The sequence below is a fragment of the Amycolatopsis coloradensis genome, from assembly GCF_001953865.1.
Classification (GTDB): Bacteria; Actinomycetota; Actinomycetes; order Mycobacteriales; family Pseudonocardiaceae; genus Amycolatopsis; species Amycolatopsis coloradensis.
The window spans coordinates 67,051-82,691 of the sequence record NZ_MQUQ01000006.1 but is presented as its reverse complement, the minus strand read 5'-3'; the positions used below and the strand labels follow the sequence as shown (position 1 = coordinate 82,691).

The following is a 15,641-nucleotide window of genomic DNA, read 5'->3' as shown; positions in this document are numbered from 1 at the left end:
CACCCTCAGGAGCCCGACCATGACCGACCTCAGCCCGAGACGTTTCCCCGAACTCGTTCCCATGGCCCGCCCGACCGTGGAGGCCGATGCCGAGATGGAGCTGGCCGTCAAGGAGATCCTCCAGTCGGGGATGCTCACCAACGGGCGGTACGTAAGGGAATTCGAGGAAGCCGCGGGCGCGTACCTGGACGTCGGCCACGTGGTCGCGGTCAGCAGCTGCACCACCGGGTTGATGCTCGTGCTCCGCTGCCTGGAGCTGACCGGTGACGTCATCGTCCCGAGCTTCACCTTCATGGCTTCCGGCCACGCCATCGACTGGGCGGGGCACGGGATCCGGTTCGCCGACTCGAATCCCCGCACCTGGACCCTCGACCCCGACGCCGTGGCCCCGCTCCTGCCGGGCGCGGCCGCCGTGCTGGGGGTGCACACGTTCGGGGTCCCGTGCGACACCGGCCCGCTGCGTGAATTGTGCGATTCCCACGGGATTCCGCTGATCTTCGACGCCGCGCACGGCTTCGGCAGCCGTTATCGCGACGGGACCATGGTCGGCGGCAAAGGGGTGGCCGAGGTGTTCAGCCTCAGCCCGACCAAAACCCTCAGCACCGGTGAGGGCGGGCTGATCACGACGAACGACGCCGCCCTCGCCGCCAAGCTGAGGATGGCGCGCGAATACGGCAACCCCGGCGACTACGACAGCCGCTTCGCCGGGCTCAACGGCCGGATGACCGAGGTCTCCGGGTTCATGGGCGTGCACGCGCTCAAACGGTTCTCCCACTGGATCGGCGTCCGGCGTTCACTGGCGGACCGCTATCGCTCCGGATTGGACGGACTGCCCGGCCTGGAATTCCAGGCGATTCCGGCGGGAGCCGCGAGTTCGTACAAGGATCTGGGGATCCGTGTCGACGCCGCCCACTTCGGGATGAGCCGCGACGCGCTGGCCGAGCGGCTGGGGCGGGAGAACGTCAGCACTCGCAAATACTTCAGCCCGGCCATGCACCAGCAAACCGCCTACCGGGACGTTCCCGCCGTCGCGGAGCTGCCCGTGACCGAGGAACTGGCATCGAGCATGATCACGCTGCCGCTCTACTCTCATATGCCCGCGCGGGTCGTCGGCGAGATCTGCGACCTCATCCGCGAAATACACGCGACAGCATAGAAAGCAGGCGGTAGAGCATCGTGAACGACTACGTGGCGGAACTGCGGAAACTGGTCGGGACCCGGCCGCTGATCCTTCCAGGGACCTCGGTCGTGATCACCGATCCGGCCGACCGCGTCCTGCTGCTGGAGCGGGTCGACACCGGCGGCTGGGGGCTGCCGGGCGGCTTGATGGAGCCGGGGGAGTCGTTCGAGGAGACCGGGAGGCGGGAGGTCAAGGAGGAGATCGGGCTGGACATCGGCGAGCTGAACCTGCTGGGGCTCTTTTCCGGGGCGGGGTACTACTACCGCTATCCGAACGGCGACGAGATCCACAACATCACCGCCGCGTATGTGGCCCGCCTGCCGGAAGACGCCACCATCGTCCTGGACACCGCGGAGAACAGCACGTGGCGGTTCTTCGGGCTGGACGAGATCCCGGACACCGTGATCACCCCGGAGCAGCCCATCATCGCGGAATACGCCAAGGTCGCGTCATGACCGGTTTCGCGGAGTTCATCGAGACCTGTCTTCGCGAAGCGTCCAAAGTGGCCGTGGGAATGCGGGGCACCGGCGAAGCGACGGTCAAACCGTCGGACGTGAACCAGATCGTGACCGACACGGACCTCGCCGTCGGCGCGCTGCTGACCGGTCGGATCAGGGAACGGTACCCGCGGCACGCGATCCTGGAAGAGGAGAGCGGGGCGACGCCCGGCGACGACGAGGTCACCTGGATCGTGGACCCGTTGGACGGCACGAGCAATTACGCCGCGGGCAGCCCGCTCTACGGCGTGATGATGGCTGCGGTCGGCGCCGGGGGAGTCCTCGCGGGCGGACTCGCGCTGCCGGCGTTCGACACCGTTTACGCCGCCGAATCCGGCAAAGGGGCCACGCGCGACGGCCGTCCGCTCAGGCCGCTCCCGGCCACCGGCCCGGAGAAGTCGTTGGTGGCTTTCGGAATGGACAAGGGTCCGCCCGCCATGATGGCCGCCGAAGGCAGGATCGCCGCGGCACTCGGGACCGCGTGTCTCGGCGTCCGCATGAGCAACAGCGTCTTCGACATCTGCATGGTGGCCGACGGCGCCTACGGGGCGTTCGTGCATCGCGGCTGCCGGATCTGGGACGTGGCGGCCGCGCTGTGCGTACTGGGGGAGTGCGGCGGGGTGTGCACCGATCTCGACGGGCGGCCACTGGATCTCACCGATCCGCTGACGAAGGCGGATCAGGTCTTCGAAGTCTGCTTGGCCTCGGCCAGCGTGCATCCCGCCGTGATGACCGCGCTGAAAGCGGCGGGCCCCGCGTGAGGGGCCGTACGCCGGACACCAAGGTGAGTGTCTTCGCCCTGATCCTGGGGTTGACCTGCGGATACGACGCCACCGCGATGGCGGGCGCGCTGCTGCTGGTCACCGACCATTTCGAACTCACGACGACCCAGCAGGGTTCGCTGTACGCCGCCACGGCCGCGGGCTGGATCGCCGGCGCCCTCCTGGGCAGCAGGCTCGTCAACGCACTCGGCCGTCGCAAGACCCTGCTCGGCTTGACATTCCTGTACCTGGTGGCCACCGGTCTCGCCGTCACGGCGGCGGATCCGCTGTGGCTGGGCGTGGGCCGGTTCGGGCAGGGCACCGCGATCGGCATCGCCATCGTGACGACCCCGATCTTCATCGCCGAATCGGCGACGACGCGTGCTCGCGGCCGCATCGCGGTCCTCTACCAGGTGGCGACCTCCGTCGGGATCTCGATGGGCTACTTCGGCGGCTACTTCCTCGCGGACAGCGGGCAGTGGCGGCTGATGCTCGCCATTCCCGGTGTCCTCGCCCTCGCCACCGCGTTGTGGCTGCTGGGGCTGCCCGAGACCGAACACTGGCGGCAGTTCCGGCAGGAGGGGGCCGCACGTCAGGTGGGCGTCGTGCGCGCGATCTTCGGGCCCCGCTACCGGAAGCTCACGCTTTTCGTCGTCACACTCGGCTTTTTCGTCCAGGCGACGGGTATCAACGCGATGGTCTTCTTCAGCCCGCGGATCTTCCAGCACATCGGCTACACCGACGACTTCGGCCTGCTCGTCCTGCCCGGTTTCGTCCAGCTCGCCGGTGCGGCCGCGGCGCTCGTCTGCGCACTGACGATCGACCGGTTCGGCAGACGGCCGGTGCTGCTCACCGGCACCACCCTGATGGGGCTGGGCCACGCGCTGCTGGTGATCGGCTTCGCCGCCGATTCCCCCGGTGTGATCGGCTTTCTCGGGCTCATCGCTTTCATCGTCGGCTTCAATTCGGGCTTCGGGGCACTGGTGTGGGTCTTCGCGGCCGAAGGCTTCCCGGATCACCTCCGGGGCGCCGGGGCGTCGGTGATGCTTCTGACGAACCTCACGACGAACCTGTTCGTGGCCCAGTTCTTCCTCGACGTGCTCAACGCCATCGGCGGTCTGCTGACCTTCCTCGTCCTCTTCGCCATCACGGCGGTGGCCTGGATCTTCGTGTTCTTCCTCGCTCCGGAGACGAAGGGCCGGTCGCTGGACGAGGTCCAGTCCTATTGGGAAGCGGGCAGGCGCTGGCCCGTTTCCGGCGACACCCATGCCGCGGCGTCCTGAGCGGCGGTCGGTGCTGGTGATCGGCTCCGGTCCGATCGCGCTCCGCGACACCGCCGCGGCGTGCCGGGTGCTCAAGGCGGCGGGCTTGCGGGTCACGATGGTCGACAGTGACCTGACGACGATGACGACCGACCCCGAGTTCGCCGATTCCACCTACCTGGAGCCGATCGACCCCGGCACGGTCGAGCAGGTCATCGCCAGGGAACGGCCGGACGCCCTGCTCCCCACCGTCGGCGGGCAGGCCGCGCTCGACACCACGATCGCCCTGTACGAGTCCGGCGTGTTGACCCGGTACGGCATCGAGCTGATCGGCACCGGCATCGACGCGATCCTGGCGGGTGAGAATCCCGAGGAGTTCGCGCGGATCGTCGGGCGAGCAGGTGCCGAGATGGTGCCGGAAGCGTCCGTGCCCGGCTGGCCGAAGTTCGAGTTCGAACTCGTGCAGGACCACGAGGACAAGGTGGCCGTCGCCTGTTCGACGGGAGAATCCGGCTCACTGACCGACCGGGGGTATCGGCGGATGTGCGACCTCGCCGTCGCGGTGACCCGGGCGGCCGGCGTGGGCCCCGGTGGCTGCACCGTCCGGTTCGCGGCCGACCCGTCCGGCGGCCGCGTGGTCGTGACCGGGTTCGACGCCCGGGCGCCCGGGTCCAGTGCGCTCGCCGTGCAACTGGCCGTCGGGCACACCCTGGACGACCTCGGTTTCGTGACGGCGGCGCGGCGACCGTCAGCTACGGGTGACGTGCTCGAGATCGACGTCGACGCCCTCTACGACGGTCACGAGTTGTATCTCGGCGGAATCATGGAGCGCTTCGAAGCCCCCGGCGACCCGGCCTGCGTGCTGCCGCCGATCACCCTCGGCCGCGCCGATCTCGCCAGGATCCGTGAGTCCACCCGTGTCCTGGCCGAGAGCACCGGACTGCGGGGGCCGCTGAACGTCCGATACGCGCTCACGCCGGGTGCTTTGTCCGTCCTGGAGGCGAATCCGCGGGAAGACCGCACCGTCCCGTTCGTGTCGAGGGCCACCGGCGTGCCGCTGGCCAAGGCCGCCGCACGGGTGCTGCTCGGCGCCCGCATCGCCGACCTGCGTGCCGAGGGTCTCCTGCCGCCGACAGGGGACGGCGGCATGCTCCCGCCGGACGCCGCCGTCGCGGTCAAACAGGGTGAGGTGATGGCGATCGACTCGGATTTCGGCACCGCGTATGCCAAGGCGCTGGCCGCCGCGTCCGGTCCGTTGCCCACCAAGGGCCGGGTCTTCGCCGCGTTCGCCGCCCGTGACAACCGGGCGATGATCTTTCCGGTGAAAGCGCTGGCGGACAACGGTTTCGAAATCCTGGCCGCCGAAGGAACGGGCGCCATCCTCCAGTACCTCGGCGTACCGGTCACGATCGCCCGCGAACACTCCATTGTGGACCTCGTGATGGCAGGCGAGATCGTCTTGGTCGTCGACACCCTGCCCGGGACACCACGAGACGAGATCCGCGCCGCCGCGGCAACCCGCGGAATCCCGTACCTCACGTCGATCCAGGGACTGACCGCCGCGGTGCAAGGCATCGAAGCCGTCAACCGTGGCCATTCGAGTGTCGTCTCGCTTCAGGAGCACATCGACACTCTGTGGCCGATCCGTTCCTGAGGCCCGTTTTCCGGAACCGGCACCGGCTTCCGAACGTCGAATCACCGACAGGTCGGCAGACCGCTCGACCTGTCGGATCCGGCGCCTCGCGCCGTGAGAAAGGGAGGACGTGTCGATGCGCGAAAGCATCAGCAAGATCGGCCTGGCCAAGGGAGCGATGGTCGTGATCGGAGCGTTCACCGTCGCGAGCCTCGCGATGCCCGCCACCGCGAACGCCGCACCCGCCGCCGGGTGCTCGGCGTTCATGAACTCCCCGGTCACCGGCGGCTACAAAGCCACCCTCGCTTGCAACGGCATCGGCCTTTCCTTCGTCGACGGGCTCGGCACCACCCTCACCGATGCCAGTAAGGAGGCACGTGCCCTGGCACAGATCGCGCTCGGCGGTGGTGACACTTGCAGCGCCTTCATGCACGCCACGACTCCTGGCGGCTACAAGGTCACCCTCACCTGCGTCGACACCGGGCTGGTATCCGGTGTGGGCACCACGTTGACCGATGCCTCACGGGCAGCCCGCGCTTCCCTCTAGTGGGGTGGTCGGCTGCCTCGCCTGCTGCTGAGCTGTCCTGAAGGCCGCCGTTGCATCGGTGGCCTTCAGGACACAGGGGACAGCGGCCCTCGTTTCGATGCCGGACCGCGTCCCCCGCCGTGTGGAAATAGGGACGCTCAACCTCACGTCGCCGTTGTCGTTGGGTCGGTGAGGTGTCGTCGGTCGTTCCGTTAGTGGGGCCGCTGTTGCGGGTTTGGTGAGGTGCGGGTGGTCTTCCTCTTGTTCTGACTCTATTGCCGGAAATTGGACACGTGTTCTTCGTGGTCGCGCGCGGCTGTCGGTCGTTCCACGAGCGGACCCGTTGTCGCTGGAGCGGCGACGCACGATCGTTTTTCTGTCACCGCTCTGAGTCCGTTGCCGAAATTCGGCTACGCGTCCACCGCCGGAACCGTTGTCGCTGGATCGGCGCTCACCGTCCCGTTCCGCACCCGACGTCACCTTTGCCCTTCCCCTCGACAAGCCACCGCGATCCGCACGGCGAGGAACAGGTCGACCAGGGCGAACTCCGGCTGGTGATCGGCGCCGTGCTGCCGCTGGCCGACATCGCGCGGGCGCACACCCTGGTGGAAGGTGGCTCGGCCGGTGGGCGCCCGCGTGGCAAGATCGCCGTCGCCGAACTCAGTCGATGAGGACGTTCTTGTAGAAGAGGTTCGCGTAGCGGTTGGCATTCTCCATGCTGCTGCGCGACCCGAAACCCAGGTACAACCGGGTTTCCCCGGCCAGGCTCCGGTAGATCCCCAGACCCTCCGGCTCGCGGTACACCAGCGACTGCCCCGCCTTGGTCAGCGCGCGGCTCCTCACCTTGCCGGTGTTCATGTCGATGCACGTGACGTAGGAGTTGATGTCGGCCGGGTTCGCGTGGCCCGTACCGTCCAATGTGTACAGATACTGGCCGTAGATGGTGTATCCCTGGAACACCACCGAGGTTTCGGCCAGCGCGGGCTGCGCGAAATGTGCCAGCGGCGCGCTGAAGTCGCCGGCGGCGGCGGACGCGAGCGGGTAGACGCTGATGAACATCTTGCCGCCTTCCTTGCGGCGTACCGCCATCCGCTTGTGGATCGGATCGGTGGCACAGGTGATCGTGTCACTGCCGGTGAGGAACTTCTTCACCGACGGCGTGCCACCGTTGACGAACTTGAACCTGGCCAGCGCCGTCCCGCGACCGTCGCCGGTGGGTCCGTTCGAGTCGCATTCCATCCAGATGTAGGAGTCGGTGCCCACCGGTTCGACGCCGATCGACACCCCGTGCCCGGCGTTGTTCAGATGCATCGAACCCTGGATCTCACCGGAGAAGTTGACCTGGGTGACGCATAGATCGTCCCCGGTCCCGCCATTGCGGGCGTTCACGATGAAGATGCGCACGTTCTGGTTGTCGAAGGCGAAGCCCTGCATCACGTGGTGCGACTCGTGCAGGATCTTGCTCCGGAACTCGTCATAGGACGGCTCGGTGAGGTCGAACCGCTTGGACGCCGGGACCGCAGTGATCGCCGCCGAAGCCGGTCCGGCGAACATCGCGCCGGAACCGAGCAGTGCCGTCGTCGCGGCGAGACCACCGCCGGTGCGCAGCAGCGAACGTCGGGAGAACGTGGATCGGAGGAGATCCTGGGGCACTTGCTCGGACATGAGCGCTCGCCTTCGTCGGGTTTCGCGGTTCGAGCGAAACTTCTGCAGGCCCGTACAAGATTCGTACAAGCCGAGAAGTTTTCCAAGGTGGAAATCTTTCCAAGCCGGAAAGTTTGCTAGGGTGGGTGCCATGACAGCGGAAGAAGGCGGGCTGCGCGAACGCAAGAAGCGTGAAACCCGGCTCGCGTTGAGCCAGGCGACCATCCGGCTCGCCCTGGAGCGCGGGCTGGACGCGGTTTCGGTGGAGGACATCGCGGCGGAGGCGAACGTCTCCGATCGCACCTTCCGCAACTACTTCGCCAGTAAGGCCGAGGCCGTCGTCGCCGCACACGTCGAGCGGAGCAGGCGCATCGGTGAGGTACTGCAGGGACTTCCGGCGAGCGAACCGCTCTGGGACGCGCTCGTCCACGCGGTCGTCCAGCAGTTCGAGCCGTCGCCGGACGCGGCCGCGCGGCCACCGGACCACGGAACGGCACTCCGGGAACTGCTCGCCGAACCCGCCGTCCAGTACGAGGTCTTCCGCGCCAACGCCGCCGCGCAGGACGAACTGACCGCCGCCATCGCCGACCGCGCGGGGACCGGCGCGGACGACCTGTACCCGCAGATCGTGGCCGCGGTGGTCACCGCCGGACTCGGCACGGCGCTGGCCACTTGGACACGCGACCCCGGCCGGTCGCTCGTCGCACTGCTGCATGAGGTCTTCGCCGGGATCCGTGCCGGATTGCCCGAACCTCGCTGACATTCGCTCCCGGAGGAGGACCGGCCATGGACGTGGTCATCGTCGGCGGTGGACCCAACGGTCTGCTGCTCGCCTGCGAACTCGCGCTCGGTGGTGTCCGGCCGATCGTGCTGGAACGGCTCACCGAGCCCAGCCGAGTGCCCAGGTCGAACGGCCTGGTCGGGCAGATCGTCCGGCTGCTGGACCGCAGGGGCCTGTGGGAACGACTCAGTGGCAAGGCAGGCCCGCCGCGGCCCAACAAGGGCTACTTCATGTTCGCGGCGATGCCGCTCGATCTGAGCCTTCTCGAGGACAGCCCTGTCCACAACCTTCCGGTGCCCGAGGTGAAAACCGTGGAGGTACTGGAAGAACGCGCGACCGAACTCGGCGCCGACCTCCGCCGCGGACACGAGTTCCTTGGCCTCACCCAGGACGTCGACGGCGTCACACTCACCGTCGACGGGCCTGAAGGCACCTACGAGTTGCGCACCCGGTACGTGGTCGGCGCCGACGGCGCGCACAGTCCCGTCCGGAAGGCCGCCGGCATCGGCTTTCCCGGTGTCACCCACGACAGGTCGACCAACCGGACCGCGCAGGTGACCATCCCTTCGGACTGGATCGACCCCGCGACCGGCGCGTTGACCGTGCCCGGGCACGGCCCGATCCTGCCGTTCCTGCCCCTCCGCAGCGCCGACGGCGGCTTCTCCTATGCGCCGCTGCCCGGCCACCCACCGCTGGTCTCGACCGTCGAGTGGGACGAACCCGCGACCACCGAACCCATGACGCTCGACGAAATGCGGGCCAGCGTCGAACGCGTTCTGGGTGCCGCCGTCCCGATCGGCCCTCCGTCCGGCGACGGCCCGCACGTGCTGCGCAGGATCAACGGCGGCAACACCCGCGTCGCGGACCGGTACCGGGACGGCAGGGTGTTCCTCGTCGGTGACGCGGCGCACGTCTTCGCCGCCGGTGGCACCGGCCTCAACGTCGGCATGCAGGACGCGTTCAACCTCGGCTGGAAACTCGCGGCCGCGATCGACGGCCGCGCCGACGTCCTCGACACCTACGACACCGAACGCCGACCCGTCGCGGACCGGACGATCACCTACTCCCGGGCGCAGGCCGCGTTGCTCTCACCCGGCGAAGACGTCACCGGCCTGCGCGGGCTGTTCGGCGAGCTGCTGACCCAGCCAGATGTGGTGCGGGTGCTCGCCGACCTCGTCGCGGGCGCGGACATCCGCTACCCGGTCGGCGACGGCGCCCATCCGCTCGCCGGACGGCTCGCGCCGGATCTGGACCTGCGCACTTCCGACGGCACGATCCGCCTCGCCGAGCTGGCCCGCGGCGCGAAACCGCTGCTGATCGACCTCACCGAGGACGGCGGCCTGCACGTCGAAGGCGTCGAGATCGTCCGCGCCTCGGCGGACACCGACGTCCGCGCGCTCCTGCTCCGCCCGGACTCCTACGTCGTGTGGGCTTCGTCCGACCCGCGCCCCGGCCAGGCCGGACTACGGGACACCGTCGAGCACTGGTTCGGCGTCCCGGTCAACGCTTGAACGTTCGGGCAACCCGGCGGAACCGTTCGGGCAGGTTCGGGAGACGGTGCGTCCGGCGTCGTAGTGGATCACTATCCTGTTTTTGATCTTCTGCAAGGGTTTCTCGGTCTGAATGTCGGGGTTGGTCGGTTTTGGGTAATCCATTGGTCGCACCGGTGCAGGATTCGACGAAGGCGTACTCGGGTGTGCCGCTGGTCGAGAGTGCCATGGACCTCAAGTCCGCGATCGAGAGCGGTGACTGGGCGTCGGTCGCGATGGGCGCGGTCGGCACCGCGCTGGACGCGCTGACGACGGCGATGGACCCCTTCGGCGCGGTGTTCGCCGCGGGGGTCGGCTGGCTGATCGAACACGTCGGCCCGTTGAAAGAGGCCTTGAACGCCCTGACCGGCGACGCGGACGCGATCGCGGCGCAGGCGCAGACTTGGACCAATATCGCCAAAGAGCTCGGAGACGTCGCGGTCGAGCTGACCGACCTGGTCGAAAAAGACCTTCAGGAATGGAAAGGCGACGCCGCCGACGCCTACCGCAAACGCGCCGAAGACGTCTCCGGCCTGCTGACCGCGGCACAAAAGGGTTCCGAAGGCGCCGGGAGCGGCGTGAAAACCGCCGGTGAGGTGGTCGCCGCGGTCCGCACCCTGGTCCGCGACATCATCGCCGAACTGGTCGGCCACCTCATCTCCTGGGCGTTGCAGGTCGTGTTCACCCTCGGCATCGGCCTGACCTGGGTCGTCCCCCAGGTCATCGCCGCGGTGGCCAAGACCGCTTCGAAGATCGCCGGCCTCACCACCAAACTGGTCAAGGCCCTCAAAGCCTTGATGCCCCTGTTGAAACGCGCCGACTCGCTGTTCGACGACGTGGGCAAGGCCTTGAAGGGACTCAAAGGCGGCAGCCCCAAGCCTCCCGGCAAACCCAAGGACATCAAGGACACCCCCAAATCCGGCCCCAAGGACAAAGACGGCGAGACCACCGCGTCGGGTGATCACTCCGGTCCGCCGAAGAACGACAACGAGCGCACCAACCCCTCCGGAGACCACAAGCCGCCACCGAAGAACGAGACGGATCCGCCGGGCGGCGCACCGAGGAGCGGTCCCTCCAACGAGGGGGGCGGTTCGCCCGGCGGCGGTGACCGGAACGGGAACACCGGCCAGAAGTCGAACAACCCCGGCAACCCTCGTGACACGTCGAAATGCACCCGCGTCGGCGACCCTGTCGACATAGCCACCGGCGACGTCATCGTGGAAGAACGCGATCTCGCGTTGCCCGGCACCCTCGGCCTGGTGTTCGACCGCACGCACACCTCGTCCTACCGGGCGGGGAAGTGGTTCGGCCGGAGCTGGGCCTCCACCATCGACCAGCGGCTGGAACTCGACGGCGACCGGGTCTGTTACTACGCGCCGGACAGCATGGTCCTGGTCTATCCGCACGCCAACACCGGGGTGCCGGTGCCGCCGGTGGACGGGCCAGGCCTGCTGCTGACCCTCGACGGGACCACCGGCTACACCCTGACCGATCCGGTGCGGGATCAGGAACTGCACTTCGGCCCGCCTGCCGGAGAGGGCCACACCGAACTCGTGCTGCGAGCGATCACCGGGGCGGGCGGCGAACGTATCGACATCGACTACGACCCGCTCGGGGCGCCCCGGTTGCTGCGGCATTCGGCCGGTTACCAGGTGGCGCTGGAGACCGACACCGGCCGGATCACGGCGATCCGGGTGCTCGATCCCGCACAGCGTTTCGACGTACAGGCCCGGCGTTTCGGTTACGACGAGCAGGGCCGCTTGACCCAGGTGGTCAATTCCTCCGGAACACCGCATCTGTACAGCTACGACGCCGACGGCCGGATCACCGGCTGGCGGGACCGGAACGGGACCTGGTATCGCTACGTCTACGACGCCGACGGACGTTGCGTACGCAGCACCGGTGATCAGGGCTTCTACGACAGTGCCTTCGCCTACGACCGCGAGCGGCGGGTCAACAGCCACACCGATTCCCTCGGTCACACCAGCGAATACCACTTGAACGAGGACGGCCAGGTCGTCCGCGAGATCGACCCGCTCGGCAATGTCACGGCGTCCACTTGGGACCGGTACGACCAGCTGCTTTCCCGCACCGACCCACTCGGGCACACGACGTCGTTCGCCTACGACGAGCGGGGCGTGCTCGAATCCGTGACCCGGCCCGACGGCTCGGTCCTGCGTGTCACGGAGGACGCCGACGGGCTGACGATCGAGACCGGCACGGACGAGGGCATCGTGCTTTCCCGCTTCTATCCGCGAGACGAGAAACCGGATCCCTTCACCGAAACACTCGGCGTCGCGAAGCCGCTGACGTCCGAGCAGGCCGCCTGGACGCGCGGTGAGGAGGATCCGGTGCCGGTGGACCGGGACATGTTCGGGCGGCCCCGATCGGTGCTCAACCGGTCCCAGCAGAACGTCGTGCTCGGCTGGACCGTCGACGGGCACGAACGGCTGCGGGTGCGGCCCTCCGGGGTGCGCGAAACCCGCGGCTACGACGCGGAGGGCAACGAGGTCGAGCGCGTCAACGGCGCGGGGCTGACCGAGCGAACCGAGTACGGCCCGTTCCACGTGGTCACCGCGACGATCGACCCGTCCGGGGCCAGGACGAGTCACACCTATGACACCGAACTGCGCCCTCTCACGGTCACCAACCCGCTCGGGCAGAGCTGGACCTACCGCTACGACCCGTCCGGGCGGCTGATCGAGGAAACGGACTTCGACGGTCGCACACTTCGCTTCGGTTACGACCGGGCGGGCAGGCTCGTCCGGTCGTCCAACGGGGCGGGCGAAAGGACCGAGTACGGCTACGACGTACTCGGCAATGTCGTGGAACGTCGTTCCCCCACCGGAACGACCCGGTTCACCTACGACGTGGTCGGCAGGATGACCGCCGCGGTCATGGCCGACGTCGAGCTCCGCGTCACCTATGACGGCGAGGGCAACGTCCTCAGCGAGTCCGTGGACGGCAGGACATTGACCTGCGCCTACGAGGCCGACGGCACCGTGCGGCGGCGCACACCGTCCGGAGTGGACAGTGTGTGGAGCTTCGACGGGAACGGGCGGCCCGTGTCCCTTGTCATCGCCGGACACACCGTGCGCTTCGAACACGACGCGGGCGGCCGAGAGATCTCTCGCACCGTCGACGGCGGTGTCGTGCTCACGCAGGCCTTCGACATCGACGACAACCTGGCGGGCCAGTCAGTGCAGGCCGCGGGAGCATCGCCGCGGCACCGCCGGTTCAGCTACCGGCAGGACGGGCTGCTCACCGGGATCGACGACGACGTGGCCGGGCAGACCCGGCTCGTGCTCGACGCCACCGGGCGGGTGGTCGAGGCGCACAGCGCGACCGGCACCGAGGCCTATCGTTACGACGCGGGCGGAAACGTGCTGGAGACCCGTGAACCCGGCTATGTGCCGAGCGCGGGGGTGCGCCGGTACGTCGGCAACCGGCTGGTGTCCGCGGGCGCCGTCTCCTTCGATCACGACGCCCAGGGCCGGGTGACCGCCCGGAACGAGGGCGGCCGGATCTGGAAGTACCTGTGGGACGGCGAGGACCGGTTGCTCGCGGTCTTGACCCCCGAAGGCGACCAGTGGTGGTACCGGTACGACCCGATCGGCCGCCGGATCGCCAAGCAGCGCATCGTCACCTCGGCGGCCGGCGCGCGCGTGGCCGCCGAGTCCTACGAGTTCACCTGGAGCGGTCCGCTGCTGGTGGAGCAGGTCCACGTGGACCCGGCGCGGACCCGGCACGTCACCGCGTGGGCGTACCACCCCGACGACGACCGGCCGGTCGTCCAGGTCGAGCGCTCGGCGACCCTGCGGGAACGGTTCTTCGCGATCGTCACCGACCTGATCGGCAGGCCGACCGACCTCGTCGACGCGGCGGGATCGCTGATGTGGCACGGGAATGCGGGACTGTGGGGCCGGGAGTCCGGTGCGGCGGCCACTCCACTCCGTTTCCCCGGGCAGTACGCCGACGCCGAATCGGGGCTGCACTACAACGTCTTCCGCTACTACGACCCGTCGATCGGCCGGTACCTGAGTCAGGACCCGCTCGGACTCGGCCCCGCCGCCAACCCGGCCACCTACGTCGGCAATCCACTGGCGGACCGCGACCTGCTCGGCCTCGCCGACTGCACGAAGGGTGGTGGCGGCAAGAAAAAGAAGAAGAACGATCAGCCGGGCGGCGGCAACAACGCGGGCAACCTACCCGGCGGCAAGAACGACAAAACGCAGAGCAGCGGTGCGGGCAAGGGCGACACCCACTCGTTCGGCAAGAACGATGGCATCGAGGTGCAGGTCGACAGTCACCAGGGCAAGCACCAGGAAGGCAACACCAGCTTCGGCATGAAGTACACCGGCGGTTCGGGGACGAAGTTCCCCGGGAACGTCAACGACAAGTGGCACAAGGAGTACTTCTCCAAGGAAGCCGCCAAGTACAGCAAGGACCCTCAGTACGCGAAACACGGCACGGAGGGCAAGAACCCCGGCTCGATCGACCAGAACGTCAAGACGAAGAAGGACGATTTCGACTCGCGACAGGAAAAGGTCGACGAACTCGAGCAAGAACTCAAGGCGAAGACGGCGGCCTACAAGCACGCCCCGGAGCACGAGAAGCCGGGACTCATGGAAGAGGGCAGGAACCTCAAACAGGAGTACAACCAGGCCAAAGCCGACCGGGACCAGGCGCAAGCCGACTACGACGCGGCCAAAGCGGACCGCGAAAGCTATGACGGCAACAGGAAATCAGTCCAGTACGACAAGGAAGCGAAACCCGACGGCGTCCAGTACGACATGACCTCCTATTGGAAACCGGACGGAAGAGGAGACGGTCACTGGGTCACCACCTACCACTGCAACCCGGACGTTCCGAAGGGCGGGCACCCGGTTAAGGACTGGTATAACCCGCACGGCAAGGACATCGAGAAGAAGCACGGGCTCTGACTTGGCGGCACTGAATTTGTCCGGAGCGTGCAGTCCTGATCGGTGCGGTTCGTCGTCGGGCGCAGCCGGGCGACGGCAACCCGGCTTCAGGCGACAAAGCGTGGTCCGCGGCAGCGCGCGATCACCGGGGCCGGCCACAACGCGATCCGCGCAGCCGTGTCTTTCGTGGGCGCTGCTTTGACCGCCTCGTCGAGACGGTCCGGTTCGGCGACCGTCTCGGAGCTGTTGTCCCCGGTCGTGTGCCGGTCAGCAGGCCTTGACGATGACCGAGTGCGCTTTCCCGCCGAGGTCGAGGATCTTCACGGTCCGGTTCCCGGCGGGAACGCGAACCTGATAGGTGCCGGGGTCGACCGGGTAGCCGAAGTAGCTGCCCGCCGGGGCGGCCCCGGTGCCCGCGATCATCGAGCCGTTGGTGCGGTGGATCGTGGTGGGGACCGCTCGGCCGCAGTTGTTGGAGATGTAGATCTTGCCCTTGGTCGCGGCCGACGCGGAACCCGCGCCGAGGACCGAGATGACCAGACCTGCGGTGGCCAGTACGGCGAGAACACGCCGGACGGTCGTCATGATGCTCCCTGAGGATGTCGTGGAGGGTCCGCCACAAGATATCCGCAAACGCGTCCGTGTCCTGTCAGTCGAACGAACCACACCACCATGAAACGGCCGGTGACGTGGGTCTCGTCTCCGCCTGCTCCGAACAAGGCGTTTGCCTGCCATTTCTTCGGCGCCACTAGGCTTGATTCTGGAGGCGATCACCTTCGCCACCGGTGGCGCCTTGCTGACCAGTGCGGTGGAGTCACCGCTGTCGCGGGACGGGCCGGTGCCCACACCGGACCGTGGCGGACGCCGCCGTTCGCCGTCGTCGCCGGTTCCCGGCAACGGCACCCG

At 68.0% G+C, this 15,641-nt stretch carries 12 protein-coding genes; 10 read left to right on the top strand and 2 right to left on the bottom strand.

The window, feature by feature from the left end; translation table 11 throughout:
- Positions 1–19 precede the first annotated feature (19 nt).
- From BS329_RS13925 to BS329_RS13895, 7 genes are all read left to right on the top strand, one after another.
- On the top strand, positions 20–1,156 hold the full coding sequence (locus tag BS329_RS13925; protein ID WP_076160485.1) for a DegT/DnrJ/EryC1/StrS family aminotransferase: 1,137 nt from the start codon (positions 20–22) through the stop codon (positions 1,154–1,156).
- Positions 1,157–1,176: 20 nt separating this feature from the next.
- A complete protein-coding gene (locus BS329_RS13920) occupies positions 1,177–1,635 on the top strand; it encodes an NUDIX hydrolase (protein ID WP_076160482.1) in 459 nt (152 codons plus the stop codon).
- Positions 1,632–2,438 (top strand): inositol monophosphatase family protein, encoded by an 807-nt coding sequence (locus BS329_RS13915; protein WP_076160479.1) that lies wholly within the window; start codon positions 1,632–1,634, stop codon positions 2,436–2,438. The genes BS329_RS13920 and BS329_RS13915 overlap by 4 nt, the downstream gene beginning before the upstream one ends.
- Before the next feature lie 23 nt (positions 2,439–2,461).
- Complete coding sequence (locus BS329_RS13910; RefSeq protein WP_158075781.1) at positions 2,462–3,721, top strand: MFS transporter; 1,260 nt, start codon at positions 2,462–2,464, stop codon at positions 3,719–3,721.
- Positions 3,705–5,354 carry a carbamoyl phosphate synthase preATP-grasp domain-containing protein gene (locus tag BS329_RS13905; protein WP_076160474.1) on the top strand — a complete coding sequence of 550 codons (1,650 nt, stop codon included), beginning with the start codon at positions 3,705–3,707 and terminating at the stop codon, positions 5,352–5,354. Before BS329_RS13910 ends, BS329_RS13905 begins: the two co-directional genes overlap by 17 nt.
- Positions 5,355–5,469: 115 nt before the next feature.
- Positions 5,470–5,880 (top strand): hypothetical protein, encoded by a 411-nt coding sequence (locus BS329_RS13900; protein ID WP_076160471.1) that lies wholly within the window; start codon positions 5,470–5,472, stop codon positions 5,878–5,880.
- 461 nt (positions 5,881–6,341) lie between these two features.
- The gene (locus tag BS329_RS13895) at positions 6,342–6,530 is read left to right on the top strand and encodes an MDR/zinc-dependent alcohol dehydrogenase-like family protein (protein WP_076160468.1); all 189 of its coding nucleotides are present in this window, start codon (positions 6,342–6,344) and stop codon (positions 6,528–6,530) included.
- Here the strand turns inward: BS329_RS13895 and BS329_RS13890 are convergent.
- Positions 6,520–7,524 (bottom strand): phage baseplate protein, encoded by a 1,005-nt coding sequence (locus BS329_RS13890; protein ID WP_076160465.1) that lies wholly within the window; start codon positions 7,522–7,524, stop codon positions 6,520–6,522. The genes BS329_RS13895 and BS329_RS13890 overlap by 11 nt on opposite strands.
- A gap of 130 nt (positions 7,525–7,654) precedes the next feature.
- Here BS329_RS13890 and BS329_RS13885 point away from each other — a divergent pair, with 130 nt between their 5' ends.
- The 3 genes from BS329_RS13885 to BS329_RS13875 all read left to right on the top strand — a co-directional run bounded on the left by BS329_RS13885 (position 7,655) and on the right by BS329_RS13875 (position 14,756).
- On the top strand, positions 7,655–8,263 hold the full coding sequence (locus tag BS329_RS13885) for an acyl-CoA-like ligand-binding transcription factor (protein WP_076160462.1): 609 nt from the start codon (positions 7,655–7,657) through the stop codon (positions 8,261–8,263).
- Positions 8,264–8,289: 26 nt separating this feature from the next.
- Entirely contained in the window at positions 8,290–9,795 is a 1,506-nt protein-coding gene (locus BS329_RS13880) for an FAD-dependent monooxygenase (protein WP_076160459.1), read from the top strand.
- A 155-nt stretch (positions 9,796–9,950) separates the two neighbouring features.
- Positions 9,951–14,756 (top strand): DUF6531 domain-containing protein, encoded by a 4,806-nt coding sequence (locus BS329_RS13875; protein WP_143253023.1) that lies wholly within the window; start codon positions 9,951–9,953, stop codon positions 14,754–14,756.
- A 246-nt stretch (positions 14,757–15,002) separates the two neighbouring features.
- Here the strand turns inward: BS329_RS13875 and BS329_RS13870 are convergent, their stop codons facing one another.
- A complete protein-coding gene (locus tag BS329_RS13870) occupies positions 15,003–15,320 on the bottom strand; it encodes a hypothetical protein (RefSeq protein ID WP_076160453.1) in 318 nt (105 codons plus the stop codon).
- Positions 15,321–15,641 lie beyond the last annotated feature (321 nt).

Excerpts from the sequence above, each read along its gene's own strand:
- BS329_RS13925 (WP_076160485.1), top strand. The coding sequence starts at position 20 with ATGACCGACCTCAGCCCGAGACGTTTCCCCGAACTCGTTCCCATGGCC.
- BS329_RS13915 (WP_076160479.1), top strand. The coding sequence starts at position 1,632 with ATGACCGGTTTCGCGGAGTTCATCGAGACCTGTCTTCGCGAAGCGTCC.
- BS329_RS13905 (WP_076160474.1), top strand. The coding sequence starts at position 3,705 with ATGCCGCGGCGTCCTGAGCGGCGGTCGGTGCTGGTGATCGGCTCCGGT.
- BS329_RS13900 (WP_076160471.1), top strand. The coding sequence starts at position 5,470 with ATGCGCGAAAGCATCAGCAAGATCGGCCTGGCCAAGGGAGCGATGGTC.
- BS329_RS13890 (WP_076160465.1), bottom strand. The coding sequence starts at position 7,524 with ATGTCCGAGCAAGTGCCCCAGGATCTCCTCCGATCCACGTTCTCCCGA.
- BS329_RS13885 (WP_076160462.1), top strand. The coding sequence starts at position 7,655 with ATGACAGCGGAAGAAGGCGGGCTGCGCGAACGCAAGAAGCGTGAAACC.
- BS329_RS13880 (WP_076160459.1), top strand. The coding sequence starts at position 8,290 with ATGGACGTGGTCATCGTCGGCGGTGGACCCAACGGTCTGCTGCTCGCC.
- BS329_RS13870 (WP_076160453.1), bottom strand. The coding sequence starts at position 15,320 with ATGACGACCGTCCGGCGTGTTCTCGCCGTACTGGCCACCGCAGGTCTG.